Raw genomic sequence first — 15,281 nt, 5'->3', positions numbered from 1 at the left:
GAATATACTGCGTGCGATCAGCCGAGCAAGGCTGCGATCTCGCGCGAAAGACTTTGAAACAATCCGACGATCTCGGGCGTGTCGAGTTTGTGCGGCTGGGGATCGATCGCACACAGCGTTCCGAAAAAACTGCCGTCGGCGCGGACGATCGGAAAGGCGATGTAGCTTTGGAAGCCGTACAGCACCGGCGTCGGGTGGGTGGGCCAATCGCGATCGGCCGCGACGTGATCGATGATGACCGATCGGCCGTGCCCACGGATTTCGTCGCAAATCGTGGTTTTGAGGTCAAGTTCGTCGCCGGCATCGAGCCCGAACTCGATCCGGTCGAGCACCTGGCATGCCACCCACCGCGAATCGGTGACGCGGACGACGGCAGCGAAGCCCATCGCAGTGGTTTCGCAAATCCGGACGAGCATCGCTTTGATCGCGGCGTCGTGCCGCAAGGCTGCGACACTGGCGTCCAGGTCATTCATCCCGCAAACCGACCCCGATGCTCGCACGGGCCTGGTCAGCTTCGCTCGAGACCACGGGATAGGCGCAATAATCGGCGGCATAGTACGCGCTCGGGCGGTGGTTGCCCGACCAGCCGATCCCGCCGAACGGCGCGCCCGATGACGCCCCGTTGGTCGGCTTGTTCCAGTTGACGATCCCGGCGCGCGCATTGGCCCAAAACTGGTCGTAGAGCTTGGGATTCTGGCTGAGCAGCGATGCCGAAAGGCCATATCGCGTGTTGTTGGCCTCGGCGATTGCATCCTCGAAGCTCGATTTGCGGATCACTTGCAGGATCGGGCCGAACAGCTCGATGTCGGGCCGGTCGTTCATGTCGGTCGTGTCGATCAGCGCCGGGCGCAGGAACGGGCGGTCGGGCAAGGGGCGTTCGAGGTGGCGGATCGCGCGCCCGCCGCGCATCATCAGTTCGAGAAAACTCTCGCTCAGCAGGTCGGCGCTTTCATTGTCGATCACCGGGCCCATGAACGGGGCGGGATTGGCATGCGGTTCATCGACGATGATGCGGGTGACCAATTTGATCACTTCGGCCATCAGCGGATCGTAGAGCTTTTCATCGACGATCAGCCGGCGCGCGGCGGTGCAGCGCTGGCCGGCGCTGGTAAAGGCCGATTGTACGATCAGGACGGCGGCGGCGTGGAGATCGGGCGAATCCCACACCACGATCGGATTGTTGCCGCCCATCTCCAGCGCGAGGATCTTCTCGGGCCGCGTCGCGAACTGGCGGTTGAGCGCGATGCCGGTGTGCGCGGAGCCGGTGAAGAGCAGCCCGTCGATCCCGTCATGCCCGGCCAGCGCCTTGCCCTCGGCCGCGCCGCCGATCAGCAAGCGAACGCAGCCTTTGGGCATGCCGCTGGCGTGGAAGCAATCGACCAGGAATGCGCCCACGGCTGGCGTTTTCTCCGACGGTTTGAACACCACCGCATTCCCGGCGAGGAGCGCGGGGACGATATGGCCGTTGGGCAAATGCGCCGGGAAATTATATGGCCCGAGCACCGCGAGCACGCCGTGCGGCTTGTGGCGCAGCGCCATGCGCCCGCCCATTTGCGTATCGAGCCGGCGTTGCGGCGTGCGTTCGGCATAGGCGCTGACCGAGATATCAACCTTGGCGATGACCGATTCGACCTCGGTGCGTGCTTCCCAGAGCGGCTTGCCGGTTTCGCGCGCGATCAGATCGGCAAAATCATCGGCGCGCGCGCGCACGACATTGGCGAAGCGGCGCAGCGCCTCGATCCGGTAGGCGAGCGGTTGCGCGGCCCACGGGGCCCAGCTCGCACGCGCGGCGGCGACCTCGGCATCGACATCGCCGATTTGGCCGCGCCACAAGGTCGCGCCGGTTGCGGGTTCGTAGGAAAGGAGTTCGGAGGACATTGCGGAGGTGTTTGCCTTAGTTTTGTGGGGGAATCCACACTTTGCTCCCCTCCCTGGAAGGGAGGGGAGGCGCTAGCTCAGCGCTTCGCCCATCCTGCGGATCGCGGCGATCTTGGCCTCGAACGGGGCCCAATCGTCGCTTTGGTCGATCGCGGCCCAGATTGCCTCGACCTCGTCGATCAGCATCGAACAGGGTTCGCCTTGCCAATAAGCGTGGTCGCGGGGTTTGCGCGGGGCATAGGCCGCCAAAGCCGAGCGCGCTTCGTCAAATGCCGCGCCCGCCGGCGCAGTCCCGCCGAACGCATCGAAGAAGAAGCGGTCGAGCCCGAATTTGCTCGCCACCAGCCCGCGTTCGACCGCCTGCACGAGCGCCCTGTCGCTGAACGGGTCCTGCGGCACCACGCCGAGCCGCCACAGGATCGCCTGCGATACTGCGCGCTGATAGCGTTCGGCAAAGCTGTCGAGCACCGCGATCAGCGGTTCGGCGTCGCTGACGGTGCGCAGCGAGACGGCGAGCTGCATCGCGTTCCAGTGGATCGCCTCGGGCTGGCGGCCGAAGGCGTAGAGGCTGTGATGGTCGAAATAGGCGGCGGTGAAGCTCGGGTCCCAAGTCGGCGCGAAACGCCACGGGCCATAATCGAAACTCTCGCCGGTCACGTTGATATTGTCGGTGTTGAGCACGCCGTGGACGAACCCTGCGGCCATGTAGCTGGCGGCGAGTGTCGCGGTGCGGTTGACCACCAGATCGAGCAGCCGCGCCGCCGCATCCTCGCTAGGGTCTTCGTCGTAAAGGTTGCGGAGGACATAGCCGATCAGCCGCTCCATAGTTTCGGCATCGCGCAGATAAGCGAGCCGCTGAAACGTGCCGATGCGGATATGGCCGTGGCTCAGCCGGACCAATACGGCCGAGCGGGTGGGCGAGGGCTCGTCGCCGCGTTCCAGCGCTTCGCCGGTTTCGATCAACGAGAAGCTGCGCGAGGTGTTGACGCCGAGCGCCTGCAGCATTTCGGTCGCGAGCACTTCGCGGACCCCGCCTTTGAGTGTCAGGCGACCGTCGCCGAAGCGACTCCACGGCGTCGTGCCCGATCCCTTGGTGCCGAGGTCCATCAGACGCCCTTGCGCATCGCGCGCCTGCGCGAACAGGAAGCCACGCCCGTCGCCGATCTCGGGATTATATTGCCGGAACTGGTGGCCGTGATAGCGCAGCGCGAGCGGCTGTTCGAGGGTGTCGGGCAGCGGCACGAACCGGCCGAAATGCGCCAGCCAGTCGGCATCGGCGAGCGTGGCGAGCCCGACCTCCACCGCCGCGTGATCGTTGCGGAAGCGCAAAACCGTCTGCGGGAAGCGTGCCGCCTCGACCGCATCGTAAAGCGCATCGCCCAGCTCGAGGATGCGGCGCTCCGCGAGATAGGGCTGGGAGAGATAGGCTTGCGGGGGGGTGCTCATGCGTGGATATGGAGGCGCGCACCCGCGGGACGCAACCCCACGCCCAAACAGGGACCGATCAATGTCGGCTTATGAAAATCGATATTGGTGGTCGAACGACGGGATCCGCCTCCATTATCGCGACTATCCGGGGGATTTGGCCAAGCCGCCGATCGTCTGCCTGCCCGGCCTGACGCGCAACGCGCGCGAATTCGATGATGTCGCGCGGCGGCTGTCGCCCGACTGGCGCGTGATCGCGGTCGATCTGCGCGGGCGCGGTGACAGCGGTTATGCCAAGGATCCGATGACCTATGTCCCGCTCACCTATGTGCAGGATGTCGAAGGGTTGCTCGGCGAGCTGGGCGTGGATCGCTACATTGCCTTTGGCAGCTCGCTTGGCGGGATCGTGTCGATGCTGCTCGCGGGGACCGGGCATGCGCGGCTGGCGGGCGTGCTGCTCAACGATGTCGGACCCGACCTCATGCCGCAGGGGCTTTCGCGGATCCGCAGCTATGTCGGACGCTCGAATACCTGGCCGACCTGGATCCATGCCGCACGCGCGGTCGCCGAGGCGAATGGCGATGTCTATCCGGGCTTCGCGCTCGAAGATTGGCTGGCTATGGCGAAGCGACTGTACCGGCTCAACAGTGCGGGGCGGATCGTGCTCGATTACGACATGAAGATCGCCGAGCCGTTCCGCGTGCCGGGGAATGAGGCGGGGCCCGATATGTGGCGCGCGCTCGATGTGCTGAAGAGCGTGCCGACGCTGATCGTGCGGGGCGCGCGATCGGATGTGCTGTCGGCGGCGACCGCGGCGCGGATGGCGGAGACGCTTGATGCTGGCGAAGTGGTGACGATCGCCGATGTCGGCCATACCCCGACGCTGAACGAACCCGAGGCGATTGCCGGGATCGACCGGTTGCTCGCGCGGGTGGCGGTTTAGGGTATCGTGCCCTCAAGATGGCGTACCTATCCCGTTCGCCCTGAGCTTGTCGAAGGGCAGCGTGCAACACGTCCGGCACTGCTTGTGGCACGCTGGGCTTCGACAGCCCCGGATCCAGTCCGGGGCCGAACGGAGTTTGAGTTGCGCCAAGTTTACAGCGCGGTGCTGTCCGGTTCATCCCTCCTATCTTCGCCGGGGAAGCGGGTTTTCGTTTAAAGGTGGCACCCGCGGTCCGGTTCATCGGTTAAGGGCCGTCGGCGACCGTATCCCAAGGAAATCACGCATGACCTTTTCGCACGATGCGCTGATCTTCACCCCCGCAGATGTCGACCTGACCAAGTCGCCGCTTGCCGGGAAGGTCGATGCCGAAACCTATGTGCTCGGCGCGTTCAACCCGGGTATGACGCGGTTGGCGAACGGGAATTTGCTGCTCATGGTGCGCGTGGCGGAGGCGCTGCGCACCCCGATCCAGGACCAGCACATCCATGCCATTCGCTGGTTTGACGGCGGTTATTGCCTCGACGCGTGGCCGCTCGAATATGTCGATACCGCCGATCCGCGCAAATTCATGATGCGCGCGGCCGGGTGGAAGATCATGGCGCTGACGTCGATCTCGTGGCTGCTGCCGGTCGAGCTCAATGCCGCTGGCACCAGGGTCGAGCAGGTGCATTATGACAAGGCGGTTCCGCCGCGCGCGCCCTACCAATGCTACGGCGTCGAGGATGCGCGGATCAGCAAGGTGGGGGGGCGCTATCTGATGACGACTTGCTCGGTCAGCCCCGAGCGGCATTCGACCACGCTCTACACCTCGGACAATGCGCTCGACTGGACGCTCGAGGGGATCGTGCTCGATCATCAGAATAAGGACATGCTGATCTTTGAAGGGCTGATCGGCGGCAAATATTTCGCGCAGACGCGGCCCTTGGGCGATTTGTATTTCGCCTATCCGCCGGGGAGCGAATGGCGCGCCGGGCCGTCGATCAACCTCGCCTCCTCGCCCGATGCGCTGCACTGGAAACCCTATGACAAGCCCGGCATCCGCCCGCACGCCGCGACGATGGCGACGGCGCGGATGGGCGGCGGCGCACCGCCGATCCTGACGCCGGAGGGGTGGCTCAGCCTGTGGCACGGGGTGGAACCGGCGGGCGTGGTCGGCATCTACCGCACCTATTGGAGCCTGCTCGACCGCGACGACCCGAGCGTGGTGCTGCGCACGGCGGATGCGCCGCTGATTGAAGCGAATGCGGCGCTGACCGACCGACTCAAGGATCTGATGTATCTCGACAATGTCGTGTTTACGACGGGGATCGTGGATGCCGGCGACCATTATATCGTGGCGAGCGGCGAGGCGGATCTGGCGTGCCGGGTGACGTGGGTGGCGAAGGCTGCGTTTGGGTAGCGCGGCTGCGCCTTCGACGTGACCAGGGCGCATTTCCTGGTCGGCCGAGCCGCCCCGCGGCCCAATCGTCTATGATGGAGCCATCAATCTGGCCCGGACGAAGATCGATGCTCAAGCTGATTATCTGGGATCTCGACGACACGCTGTGGCGTGGGACGCTCGCCGACGGCGACGCGCTCGAGCCCTTCGCGCAGCGCATGGCGATAGTGCGCGATTTCGACGCGCGCGGCGTGGTCTCGTCGATTTGCTCGAAGAACGATGCCGCCGCGGCGCGCGATCGGCTCGAGCAACTCGGCTGGTGGGATGCGTTCGTGTTCTGCCGGATCGCCTTTGATCCCAAACCCGCCAGCGTCGCCGGCATCATCGCCGACATGCAACTGCGGCCGTGCGACGTGCTGTTCGTTCATGACAATCCGCAGAATCTGGAAGCGGTCCGCTTTCATTTGCCCGAGATTCACGTGCTCGACAGCACCCGGGCCGACGCCGACGACGTCCTGCGCGGCTTGCTGGCCGAACAGATCGGCACGACCAGCCGGCGCGGCGTCTACCGCAGTCTCGAAGCGCGCAAGCAGGAGCAGCGCGACCAGCCGACGCTGTCGCACGAGGATTTCCTGCGCTCGTGCGATATCCGCGCGACCGCGCCGTTCTGTATGGAGAACCTCGATCATATCGAGCGTATCGCCGAGCTGATGCAGCGCTCAAACTAGCTCAATTACACCCAATCGCGCCGCACCGTCGATGCGCTGCGCGCGGAAATCATCGATGTGCTCGCGCATCCGAGCCTATCGATCTTCGCGTGGGACCGGCACGGCGACTATGGGCTGGTCGGCTTCGTCATGCTGGAGGAGGTGCTCGGCAGCTTTCGCGCGGTGCATTTGGTCTTCTCGTGCCGCGCGATGCACATGGGGCTCGAGCGGGCGGCGCTGGATTTCTTGAGCGCGCGGGCACGTGACATGTATCCGCCAATGATCGACGTGGATCTGGGGGAGGCCGCGGCGCGGATCGGCACCGATCCGGTCGATTGGGTGACGATGCTGCCTTATGCCGATCCCGCGGTGCGGGCGCAGCTCGCGGCGCAAACGGCTGCGGGTATGACGGCCGATGCCGCCAGCATCCGCATCCTGTTCAATTGCCAGTCGGGCGGGATCGCGCACTTCAGTGGCCTGCGCGATCAGATGGCGTTCGACAGCTACCCGGACCTGTTCTGCATGCGCTCGCTCTGGGATGGGTCGTTTACGCACATGCCGCTGCCCGATTACCTCGTTTACGGTGCGGGGACCGACTATATAAACACCCCGTGGCAGGACGTGACCGGGTCGCTCGGGCAAGGCGGCACTTATGATCGGTTCCGCAACCCGGGCGAGGATTTGCGCTCGCAGCTCGACGGCGGCTTGTATGAAGCGTGCGTGACGCACTTGTGCAATCATGTCTTCCAAACGGGCAAGCAGTTGCTGGTGGTGCTGCCGTCGGAGGCGCTGGCCGACGGACAATATTACCCCGACCATGGCTTGAGCCGCGCCCGCGCGACACGGTTCAACGCGGTGTGGCACCGGATGTTCGATCGCTATCCGTGCATTTCCACGCTCGACAGCGGCCTGGCGATCGATCCGGCCGAGATGATCGACGTCAACCATTATACGCCCTCAGGCTTGCAACGGCTCGCCGGAATCGTCGATTCATGGCGCGATCAGGTGACGGCGCCGGGGCGGCTTGCCGCTTAGGCCGGGCCGTTCGCCGTCGCCGCGCAAGCAAGGCCCCCTCCCGTATGCGGGAGGGGGAAAGGCCTTATTCCTCGCGCTGACCCATCAGCCCCAGCAGTAGCTGGAACAGGTTGATGAGGTTCAGGTACAGCGACAGCGCACCCATGATGGCGAGCTTTTCGGCCGCCTGCGTGCCGGCATAGGCGACATATTCGCTCTTCAGCCGCTGCGTGTCCCATGCGGTCAGGCCGGTGAACACGACCACGCCGACGACCGACACGAGGATCTGCAGCAGCGAGGAGCCGAGGAAGACGTTGACAAGACTTGCGCCGACCACGCCGATCAGGCCGACCATCAGGAAGGTCGACATTTTCGACAGGTCGCGCCCGGTGGTGTAGCCCCACAGACTCATCCCGGCGAACAAGATCGCGGCGGTGAAGAACGCCTGGGCAATGCTTTGGCCGGTGAAGACCAGGAAGATGCTCGCCATCGACACGCCCATCACCGCGGCGAAGGCGAAGAAGGCGGTGCGCGCGGTCGCGGTCGTCATCGCCTCGATCCGGAACGAAAAGAACATGACGAAAGCGAGCGGCGCGAACATCGCGACCCATTTCAGCGGCGTGCCAAAGATCAGCGCGACCAGCGCCGGGGTCGACGCCACGCCCAGCGCGACCGCACCGGTGATGGCCAGGCCGATCCCCATGTTGCGATAAATGCCGAGCATATATTTGCGTAAGCCCTCGTCGCGCGCGGCAACGGTGCTGGGGGTTGTTCGATAAACGTTGGGTTGCACGGAATGATTCCTCGTTAAGCGGTTGCGAGTCGGCGCACGAGTGCGCGGTGAATGCGGTCCTTGATCGCCAGCCGACGCTTTTTCAGCGCGGCGATGCGGAGCGGATCGGGGATGAGATGCTGGCGCTCGCGCAGCACGGCAGCGTCGATCGCACGGTGAAGTGTAATCAGGCGGTCGATAAGTCGGGTCATGACAGGCTCCTGGTCGATGGGTCGATCGATCGGGCTGCTTGGCTGGGGAGGGGACAAAAGGGCCGTCCTTGCACCGAGCTAGCTCGATGCGGTCCGACATCACGAGGGCTTTTCAGCCCTCGCCAGAGGGGCCCGGTCGCACACCATACGTATTGCGCACCCGATCGACTTTCAAGAGGAGATGACGTGCGACGTATTTCCGGCTAACCGGCGCGGCAATGCCTCGTCCGGTCAACATCCTGCACCTCCATTCCAGCTTCTCGCTCGGCGGCAAGGAAGCGCGTGCGGTGCGGCTGATGAATGTTTTCGGGGACCGGGCGCGCCACACGATCGTGTCGGGGATGGAGGGGCAATATGGCGCGAGGGATGCCATCGCGACCGGCATCGACTATGAGATCGCGCAGAATGCGCCCTCGCTGACGGGTGGACCCTCGGTCACGCGCTACGAGGCGATTGCCGCCTATATGCGCCGCTTCGATCTGGTGCTGACGTATAATTGGGGCGCGATCGACGGGGCGATGGCGCGGCGTGTTGCGTCGAAGGGTGTGCCGCCGCTGATCCACCACGAAGACGGGTTCAATGCCGATGAGGCCAAGTGGCTGAAGCCGCAGCGTAACATCTACCGCCGCCTCGCGCTGACCAAGGCGGCGGCGCTGGTGGTGCCGTCGGAGACGCTGGAAGACATTGCGCTCAAGATTTGGAAGCAGCCGCGCGGCCGCGTCCACCGCATCGCCAACGGCATCGACACCGCGCTTTACGCCAAAAAGCCCAAGTTCAACGCCATTCCGGGGTTCAAGCGCAAGCCGGGCGAAGTCGTGATCGGGACGCTGGCGGGCCTGCGCGAGGTCAAGGATTTGCCGATGCTGGTGCGCGCCGTCGGCGGGATGTCGACGCGCGTTCGGCTGGTGATCGTCGGCGAGGGGCCCGAGCGGCAGGCGATCCTCGACACGGCAGAGCGCATGGGGATGGGGGATCAGCTGGTGATGCCCGGCTTCCTGCCCAACCCGCACGAGTATATCGGGCTGTTCGACATACTGGCGCTGTCCTCGAAGAGCGAGCAATTCCCGATTTGCGTGATCGAGGGCATGGCGGCGGGGCTGCCGATCGTCTCGACGCCCGTCGGCGACGTATTGCGGATGGTCGTGCCCGAAAACCGCGCCTATATTGAGGAGCGCACGCAGGAAGTGCTGCTGCGCGACGCGCTCGAGGCGCTGGCCAAATCGCCCAAGGAGGGGCGTTCCTGGCTTGGCGAGAAGAACCGTGCCAAGGCGGTCGCCGACTATGACGAAGCGACCATGATCGCGCGCTATTCCGCGTTATATGGCGGCGTGATCGGCCGCCCGGATGCGTTTTCCTAAATGCGATTTGCGGCGGGACGCATCCAACGCCTATACCAAGCGTACTTATTTCTCGGAGGTCTGTTGCGTTGTTCAAAGGTCTGAAGCCCATCGTTTATGGCGGCCGTGAGGTTTGGCCGATCGTAGAGGGTGGCAAGGGTGTCGCCGCGACCAACCACGCAAGCGCGGGGGCATGGGCGGCGGCCGGCGGAATCGGTACGGTTTCGGCGGTCAATGCCGACAGTTACGATCCCGACGGCAAGATCATCCCGCAAATCTACAAAGCGCTGACCCGGCGCGAACGGCATGAAGAGCTGATCGAATATGCGATTGAGGGCGCGGTTCAGCAGGTCCGCCGCGCGTTCGACATTGCCGGTGGCAAGGGTGCGATCAACATTAACGTGCTGTGGGAAATGGGCGGGGCGCAACGTATTCTGCACGGCGTGCTGGAGCGCACGCGCGGGCTCGTGTCGGGCGTCACCTGCGGCGCGGGGATGCCGTACAAGCTCTCCGAGATTACGGCATCGTATGAAGTGAGCTATCTGCCGATCGTCAGTTCGGGCCGTGCCTTCCGCGCGCTGTGGAAGCGTGCCTATTCGAAGGCGTCGGAATGGCTGTCGGCGGTGGTGTATGAGGATCCATGGCTGGCCGGCGGACATAACGGCCTGTCGAATGCCGAAGACCCGCTCGTGCCGCAGGACCCCTATCCGCGCGTGAAGGCGCTGCGCGAAACGATGCGCGAAGGCGGCATTTCGGACTCGGTGCCGATCGTGATGGCGGGCGGCGTGTGGTATCTGCGCGACTGGTCGGACTGGATCGACAATCCCGAACTCGGCAGCATTGCCTTTCAGTTCGGCACGCGCCCGTTGCTGACACAGGAAAGCCCGATTCCCGAAGGCTGGAAGGCGAAGCTGACCAATATTGAGGAAGGCGAGGTGCTGCTCCACCGCTTTTCCCCGACCGGTTTTTATTCGAGTGCGGTGCTCAACCCGTTCCTGCGGCATTTGCAGGCGCGCTCCGATCGGCAAATCGCCTTTTCGACGCAAAGCGCGGGCGACCATACGCATCAGCTCGATGTCGGGGTGAAGGGCAAGAATTTCTGGGTGACGCTCGGGGACCTGTTGCGCACGCGGCAATGGTATGGCGCGGGCTTTACCGATGCGCTGAAAACGCCCGACAACACGCTCGTCTTCGTCACGCCCGCGGACAAGATCGTGATCCGCAAGGATCAGGCGGAGTGCATGGGGTGTCTGAGCCAGTGCGCGTTTTCGAGCTGGTCTGACACCGAAACCAATTCGACCGGACGCCTCGCCGATCCGCGCAGTTTCTGTATCCAGAAGACGCTGCAGGACATCGCGCATGGCGGTGAGATCGAGCAGAATCTGATGTTCGCCGGGCACGGTGCGTATCAGTTCAAGCGCGATCCGTTTTATTCGAACGGCTTCGTGCCGACGGTAAAGCAATTGGTGGACCGCATCCTGACGGGCGACTGAGGCGCGGCTTAGCGCTTTCTTCACGCTCGCGCGGTAGGTCCCGGGAGATGTCCGCGCCGATCGTCCTTGCCGGAAACGCCGAGCCGCTGCCGCTGCGTTTCCAGATCGGCGCGCGGACAATCGCCGCGGTGCAGCGCCAGCTCGTGCGCGTGCCGCTGTCGCTCGATATGGTTCTGGACGGACGGCTGCCGACTCTGCCGCCGCTTGAACGATCGGCGCATGGCTATGCCATTACGTCGCTGCCGCTGGCCTTGGGCGGCGCAATGGCGGCGGCGGGCGCGGGGATGATCGCGCATGCCCGGCAACGCTATACGCGGCATTATGCCGATCTGACGATCGGTTTCGACGCCTATCAGGCGGCGCTCTCGGGCAACACGCGCTCGGGCATGAAACGCAAGGCCAAGCGCGTGATGGAGGTATCGGGCGGGGTGCTCGATATACGGCGGTTCCGCACCGCCGATGAGCTGAACGTCTTCCACGACACCGCGCGCCGGATTTCGCTGCGCACCTATCAGGAACGGTTGCTCGGCGGCGGATTGCCCGACGATCCGACGTTTCTGGCCAGCATGTACGCGCTGGCGGCGGCGGGCGCGGTGCGCGCCTGGCTGCTGTACGTTGCAGGGGAGCCAGCGGCGTATCTGTATTGCCCGATCGAGAATGGCACGGTGCGCTACGATCATGTCGGGCACGATCCGGCGTTCAACGATCTTTCGCCGGGCGGCGTGCTGATGCTTGAGGCGATGCGCGACCTGTACGCCGAGCCGGGCTTGCGCTGGTTCGATTTTACCGAGGGCGACGGGCAGCACAAGCGCAGCTTTGCCACGCATGGGGCCGAATGCCTCGACTTGCTGCTGCTGCGCGCTTCGCTCGCGAACCGCGCGACGCTGGCGGCGCTCGGCGCGTTCGACCTGAGCGCGGCATGGGGCAAGCGCGCGGTCGCGCGCTGGGGGCTGGCGGGGCTGGCGAAGACGCTGCGGCGGTAGGCACCCCGCCGTTCGCCCCGCGCCTGTCGACGGGCACCTGTCCCCACAGACGGCGGCGGTGTGGCGAGAGGGGGGGCGACAACCCCGGATCAAGTCCGGGGCCGAACGGATTTAGGCCATCGCCAAGCCCCACGCGTTCGCTAAACACCAACAATGTACCTGCGCGCCGAAGCCCTGATCCTCGCGATCCGTCACCACGGCGAACATGGCGCGATCGTGCGCGCACTCACCGCCGAGCATGGCCTGCAAGCGGGCTATGTCCGGGGCGGGCGGTCGAGCCGGATTCGCCCGATCCTGCAGCCCGCCAATCGCGTGATCGGCGAATGGCGCGCGCGGACCGATGAGCAGCTCGCCAGCCTCGCCGTCGAACTCGTCACCAGCCGCGCGCCGCTTTATGCCGAGCCGCTGCCCGCGCTGGCGCTCGATTGGGTGACGACGCTGACCGCTGTGGCTTTGCCCGAAGCGCAGCCCTATCCGCGCCTGTATGCCGCGCTCGACGCGACGATCGAAGCGATTGCGGCGGCACCTGCGGCGCGGGGCTGGGCGCTGGCGCTGGCGCGCTACGAATTGCTGGTGCTGGCCGAGCTTGGATATGGGCTTGAGCGCGAGACGCTGCCGCTGGCGCTCGCAAGCGGTGTGGCGCCCGAATGGCCCGAAATTCTGGAGGCGCTGGCGATCACGGGCGAGGCGCTCGCCGCGCAAATTCTGGTCGAGCGGCGCGCCGTAACGCTCGATGCGCGCGCCCGGCTGGTCGATCGGCTGAAAAGGGCGGTTGCGTGAAGCCCCGCGTCTCGGCAAGGACACCCGTGCCCGTTCGTCCTGAGCTTGTCGAAGGACTGTTCTTTCTTCCTTGCGGGTGGAAGATGAGAGCAGGGCTTCGACAGCCTCAGCCCGAACGGAATTTTGTGTGGCACTGATCGCAATTCTCGCCGGTGACGGCATCGGCCCGGAAGTAACGCGCGAGGCGCGGCGCGTGCTCGAAGCGCTCGACCTTGGCCATACATTCGAAACCGCGCCGGTCGGCGGTGCTGCGTACCGCGCGACCAGCCATCCGCTTCCGCCCGAGACGCTCGCGCTCGCCAAGCGCGCCGATGCGATCCTGTTCGGCGCGGTCGGCGACCCCGAAATGGACGGGCTTGAGCGCGCGCTGCGGCCCGAACAGGCGATCCTCGGTCTGCGCAAGGCGCTCGGCCTGTTCGCCAATTTGCGCCCCGCCAAGCTGTTCCCGGGCCTCGAAGATGCGTCCGCGATGCGGCCCGAGATCGCGCGCGCGATCGACATGGTGATCGTGCGCGAGCTAACCGGCGACGTCTATTTCGGCGACAAGGGCCGCGGCATCACGCACAAGGGTCTGCGCGAAGGCCATGACATGATGCGCTATGACGAGGTCGAAGTCGCGCGGATCGCGCGCGTCGGGTTCGAAATGGCGCAGCGGCGCAAGCGGATCATCACGTCGGTCGACAAGGCCAACGTCCTTGAGACTTCGCAATTGTGGCGCGAGGTGGTCAACGAAATCGCGCTCGATTATCCCGAGGTCACGCTGACGCACATGTATGTCGATAATGCCGCGATGCAGCTGGTGCGCAATCCCGGTGCGTTCGACGTGATCGTGACGGGCAATCTGTTTGGCGACATCCTGTCGGATCAGGCGAGCATGTGCGTCGGGTCGATCGGGATGCTGCCCTCGGCGTCGCTCAACGAGTGGCAGGGGACGTGCGGGCTGTACGAACCGATCCATGGATCGGCGCCGGATATTGCCGGCCAAGGCAAGGCCAATCCGTGTGCGGCGATCCTGTCGGCGGCGATGTTGCTGCGGCATTCATTGGCGGATCAAGCCTCGGCGCTACGGATCGAGGCGGCGGTGATCGCCGCGATCAGTGGCGGCGCGCGCACGCCGGATCTGGGCGGTACGCTGTCGACCGAAGCGATGGGCGATGCGGTGCTGGCCGCGCTTGCATGAGGGAGACTCTCGAACTGGCGGTCGTCATTCCGACCTTCAACGAGCTGCGCAATGTGCCGCTGCTGATCGCGAAGCTTGACGCGGCGCTGGCCGGGCGGGCGTGGGAAGCGATCTTCGTCGATGATGACAGCCCCGACGGCACCGCGCAGGCCGCGCGCGACATTGCGCTGACCGACCGACGCGTGCGCGTGATCCAGCGGATCGGGCGGCGCGGGCTGTCCTCGGCCTGTATCGAGGGCATGTGCGCGACCGCGGCACCCGTGGTCGCGGTGATCGATGGCGATCTGCAGCATGACGAGACGATCCTGCCCGCGATGCTCGATGCGTTGCAGGCCGATGCAGCGCTCGACGTGGTGATCGGCTCGCGCTTCGTCGCGGGCGGCGGGACGGGCGAATGGGACCATGACCGCGTCGCGAAATCGGCGCTGGCGACCCGGATTTCGCGGCGGGTGCTGAAAGCCGATCTCAACGATCCGATGAGCGGCTTTTTCATGATCCGCAGCGCGATCGTGCGCGCGATGATCCCGTCGCTGTCGGCGATCGGCTTCAAGATTCTGCTCGACATCATGACCGCGAGCCCGCGTCCGCTCAAATTCCTCGAACTCCCCTACACCTTCCGCTTGCGCACCGAGGGCGAGAGCAAGCTCGATTATGTCGTGGCGATGGAATTTCTGATCGCCTTGTACGACCGGATGTTCGGGCGGATCGTGCCGGTGCGCTTCGTGATGTTCTCCGCGATCGGGGCGATCGGCGCGCTGGTGCATCTGGCGGTGCTATGGGCGCTGTTCCGCGAGAGCGGGCTGGAATTCGTCGCGGCGACGATCGTGGCGACCGTGGTCGCGATGACCTTCAATTTCTTCCTCAACAACGCGCTGACCTATCGCGAGCGGCGCTTGAAGGGCGCGCGCGCGCTGTTCGACGGGTGGGTATCGTTCTGCCTCGTCTGCGCGGTCGGGGCGGTGGCCAATGTCGGCGTCGCGGCGTTTCTGTTCGAGGTGCAGCACGGTGCCTGGGCGCTGTCGGCGCTGGCCGGGATTGTCGTTGCGGCGGTGTGGAATTTCGCGCTGTCGTCGCGCTTTGTGTGGGGGCGGTATTGAGCGGACACCTTTGTCATCCCCGCGAAAGCGGGGACCCATCTCATGCCGGTGGAGCTGGGTCCCCGCTTTCGCGGGGATGACA

Annotated in this window: 15 protein-coding genes; 10 read left to right on the top strand and 5 right to left on the bottom strand. The window is 65.1% G+C overall.

The annotated features are described in order from the left end of the window. Nucleotides 1-17: 17 nt before the first annotated feature. The 3 genes from ABWP09_RS00225 to ABWP09_RS00215 all read right to left on the bottom strand — a co-directional run bounded on the left by ABWP09_RS00225 (nt 18) and on the right by ABWP09_RS00215 (nt 3,324). Nucleotides 18-473, bottom strand: coding sequence for a GAF domain-containing protein (locus tag ABWP09_RS00225; protein ID WP_353203153.1), 456 nt, complete (start codon nt 471-473; stop codon nt 18-20). Further along, a complete protein-coding gene (astD, locus tag ABWP09_RS00220) occupies nt 466-1,878 on the bottom strand; it encodes a succinylglutamate-semialdehyde dehydrogenase (RefSeq protein ID WP_353203152.1) in 1,413 nt (470 codons plus the stop codon). The genes ABWP09_RS00225 and astD overlap by 8 nt, the downstream gene beginning before the upstream one ends. Nucleotides 1,879-1,950: 72 nt before the next feature. Beyond that, nucleotides 1,951-3,324, bottom strand: coding sequence for a protein adenylyltransferase SelO family protein (locus ABWP09_RS00215; RefSeq protein ID WP_353203151.1), 1,374 nt, complete (start codon nt 3,322-3,324; stop codon nt 1,951-1,953). A gap of 61 nt (nt 3,325-3,385) precedes the next feature. Between ABWP09_RS00215 and ABWP09_RS00210 the strand changes: the two genes are divergently transcribed. The 4 genes from ABWP09_RS00210 (at nt 3,386) to ABWP09_RS00195 (ending at nt 7,366) form a co-directional block, all read left to right on the top strand. After that, nucleotides 3,386-4,246 carry an alpha/beta fold hydrolase gene (locus ABWP09_RS00210; protein ID WP_353203150.1) on the top strand — a complete coding sequence of 287 codons (861 nt, stop codon included), beginning with the start codon at nt 3,386-3,388 and terminating at the stop codon, nt 4,244-4,246. Between the two features lie 283 nt (nt 4,247-4,529). Continuing rightward, entirely contained in the window at nt 4,530-5,645 is a 1,116-nt protein-coding gene (locus ABWP09_RS00205; protein ID WP_353203149.1) for a glycoside hydrolase family 130 protein, read from the top strand. Between the two features lie 107 nt (nt 5,646-5,752). Further along, a complete protein-coding gene (locus ABWP09_RS00200; protein WP_353203148.1) occupies nt 5,753-6,352 on the top strand; it encodes a hypothetical protein in 600 nt (199 codons plus the stop codon). 57 nt (nt 6,353-6,409) lie between these two features. Further along, on the top strand, nt 6,410-7,366 hold the full coding sequence (locus ABWP09_RS00195; protein WP_353203147.1) for a hypothetical protein: 957 nt from the start codon (nt 6,410-6,412) through the stop codon (nt 7,364-7,366). Between the two features lie 64 nt (nt 7,367-7,430). Here the strand turns inward: ABWP09_RS00195 and ABWP09_RS00190 are convergent, their stop codons facing one another. After that, complete coding sequence (locus tag ABWP09_RS00190) at nt 7,431-8,069, bottom strand: Bax inhibitor-1/YccA family protein (protein ID WP_353203196.1); 639 nt, start codon at nt 8,067-8,069, stop codon at nt 7,431-7,433. Between the two features lie 83 nt (nt 8,070-8,152). Next, on the bottom strand, nt 8,153-8,329 hold the full coding sequence (locus ABWP09_RS00185) for a DUF465 domain-containing protein (protein ID WP_353203146.1): 177 nt from the start codon (nt 8,327-8,329) through the stop codon (nt 8,153-8,155). A 218-nt stretch (nt 8,330-8,547) separates the two neighbouring features. Here ABWP09_RS00185 and ABWP09_RS00180 point away from each other — a divergent pair, with 218 nt between their 5' ends. From ABWP09_RS00180 to ABWP09_RS00155, 6 genes are all read left to right on the top strand, one after another. Then, nucleotides 8,548-9,687, top strand: a complete 1,140-nt coding sequence (locus ABWP09_RS00180; RefSeq protein ID WP_353203145.1) for a glycosyltransferase family 4 protein — start codon at nt 8,548-8,550, stop codon at nt 9,685-9,687. Nucleotides 9,688-9,755: 68 nt separating this feature from the next. Further along, the gene (locus ABWP09_RS00175; RefSeq protein WP_353203144.1) at nt 9,756-11,159 is read left to right on the top strand and encodes an NAD(P)H-dependent flavin oxidoreductase; all 1,404 of its coding nucleotides are present in this window, start codon (nt 9,756-9,758) and stop codon (nt 11,157-11,159) included. A gap of 47 nt (nt 11,160-11,206) precedes the next feature. After that, entirely contained in the window at nt 11,207-12,142 is a 936-nt protein-coding gene (locus ABWP09_RS00170; protein ID WP_353203143.1) for a GNAT family N-acetyltransferase, read from the top strand. A 153-nt stretch (nt 12,143-12,295) separates the two neighbouring features. Further along, entirely contained in the window at nt 12,296-12,922 is a 627-nt protein-coding gene (recO, locus tag ABWP09_RS00165) for a DNA repair protein RecO (RefSeq protein ID WP_353203142.1), read from the top strand. A 127-nt stretch (nt 12,923-13,049) separates the two neighbouring features. After that, nucleotides 13,050-14,102, top strand: coding sequence for a 3-isopropylmalate dehydrogenase (gene leuB, locus ABWP09_RS00160; RefSeq protein WP_353203141.1), 1,053 nt, complete (start codon nt 13,050-13,052; stop codon nt 14,100-14,102). After that, entirely contained in the window at nt 14,099-15,199 is a 1,101-nt protein-coding gene (locus ABWP09_RS00155; RefSeq protein WP_353203140.1) for a glycosyltransferase, read from the top strand. The genes leuB and ABWP09_RS00155 overlap by 4 nt, the downstream gene beginning before the upstream one ends. Nucleotides 15,200-15,281 lie beyond the last annotated feature (82 nt).

The sequence above is a fragment of the Sphingomonas sp. genome (assembly GCF_040398505.1).
In the GTDB taxonomy this organism is placed as follows: domain Bacteria; phylum Pseudomonadota; class Alphaproteobacteria; order Sphingomonadales; family Sphingomonadaceae; genus Sphingomonas.
Note: the sequence above shows the minus strand (reverse complement) of the source record. Positions and strands in the feature narration are given on the sequence as shown.

What these genes read in the sequence shown, in the direction of transcription:
- ABWP09_RS00225 (WP_353203153.1), bottom strand. Translation starts at nt 473, where the DNA reads ATGAATGACCTGGACGCCAGTGTCGCAGCCTTGCGGCACGACGCCGCG.
- astD (WP_353203152.1), bottom strand. Translation starts at nt 1,878, where the DNA reads ATGTCCTCCGAACTCCTTTCCTACGAACCCGCAACCGGCGCGACCTTG.
- ABWP09_RS00215 (WP_353203151.1), bottom strand. Translation starts at nt 3,324, where the DNA reads ATGAGCACCCCCCCGCAAGCCTATCTCTCCCAGCCCTATCTCGCGGAG.
- ABWP09_RS00210 (WP_353203150.1), top strand. Translation starts at nt 3,386, where the DNA reads ATGTCGGCTTATGAAAATCGATATTGGTGGTCGAACGACGGGATCCGC.
- ABWP09_RS00205 (WP_353203149.1), top strand. Translation starts at nt 4,530, where the DNA reads ATGACCTTTTCGCACGATGCGCTGATCTTCACCCCCGCAGATGTCGAC.
- ABWP09_RS00200 (WP_353203148.1), top strand. Translation starts at nt 5,753, where the DNA reads ATGCTCAAGCTGATTATCTGGGATCTCGACGACACGCTGTGGCGTGGG.
- ABWP09_RS00190 (WP_353203196.1), bottom strand. Translation starts at nt 8,069, where the DNA reads ATGCTCGGCATTTATCGCAACATGGGGATCGGCCTGGCCATCACCGGT.
- ABWP09_RS00185 (WP_353203146.1), bottom strand. Translation starts at nt 8,329, where the DNA reads ATGACCCGACTTATCGACCGCCTGATTACACTTCACCGTGCGATCGAC.
- ABWP09_RS00180 (WP_353203145.1), top strand. Translation starts at nt 8,548, where the DNA reads ATGCCTCGTCCGGTCAACATCCTGCACCTCCATTCCAGCTTCTCGCTC.
- ABWP09_RS00170 (WP_353203143.1), top strand. Translation starts at nt 11,207, where the DNA reads ATGTCCGCGCCGATCGTCCTTGCCGGAAACGCCGAGCCGCTGCCGCTG.
- recO (WP_353203142.1), top strand. Translation starts at nt 12,296, where the DNA reads ATGTACCTGCGCGCCGAAGCCCTGATCCTCGCGATCCGTCACCACGGC.
- ABWP09_RS00155 (WP_353203140.1), top strand. Translation starts at nt 14,099, where the DNA reads ATGAGGGAGACTCTCGAACTGGCGGTCGTCATTCCGACCTTCAACGAG.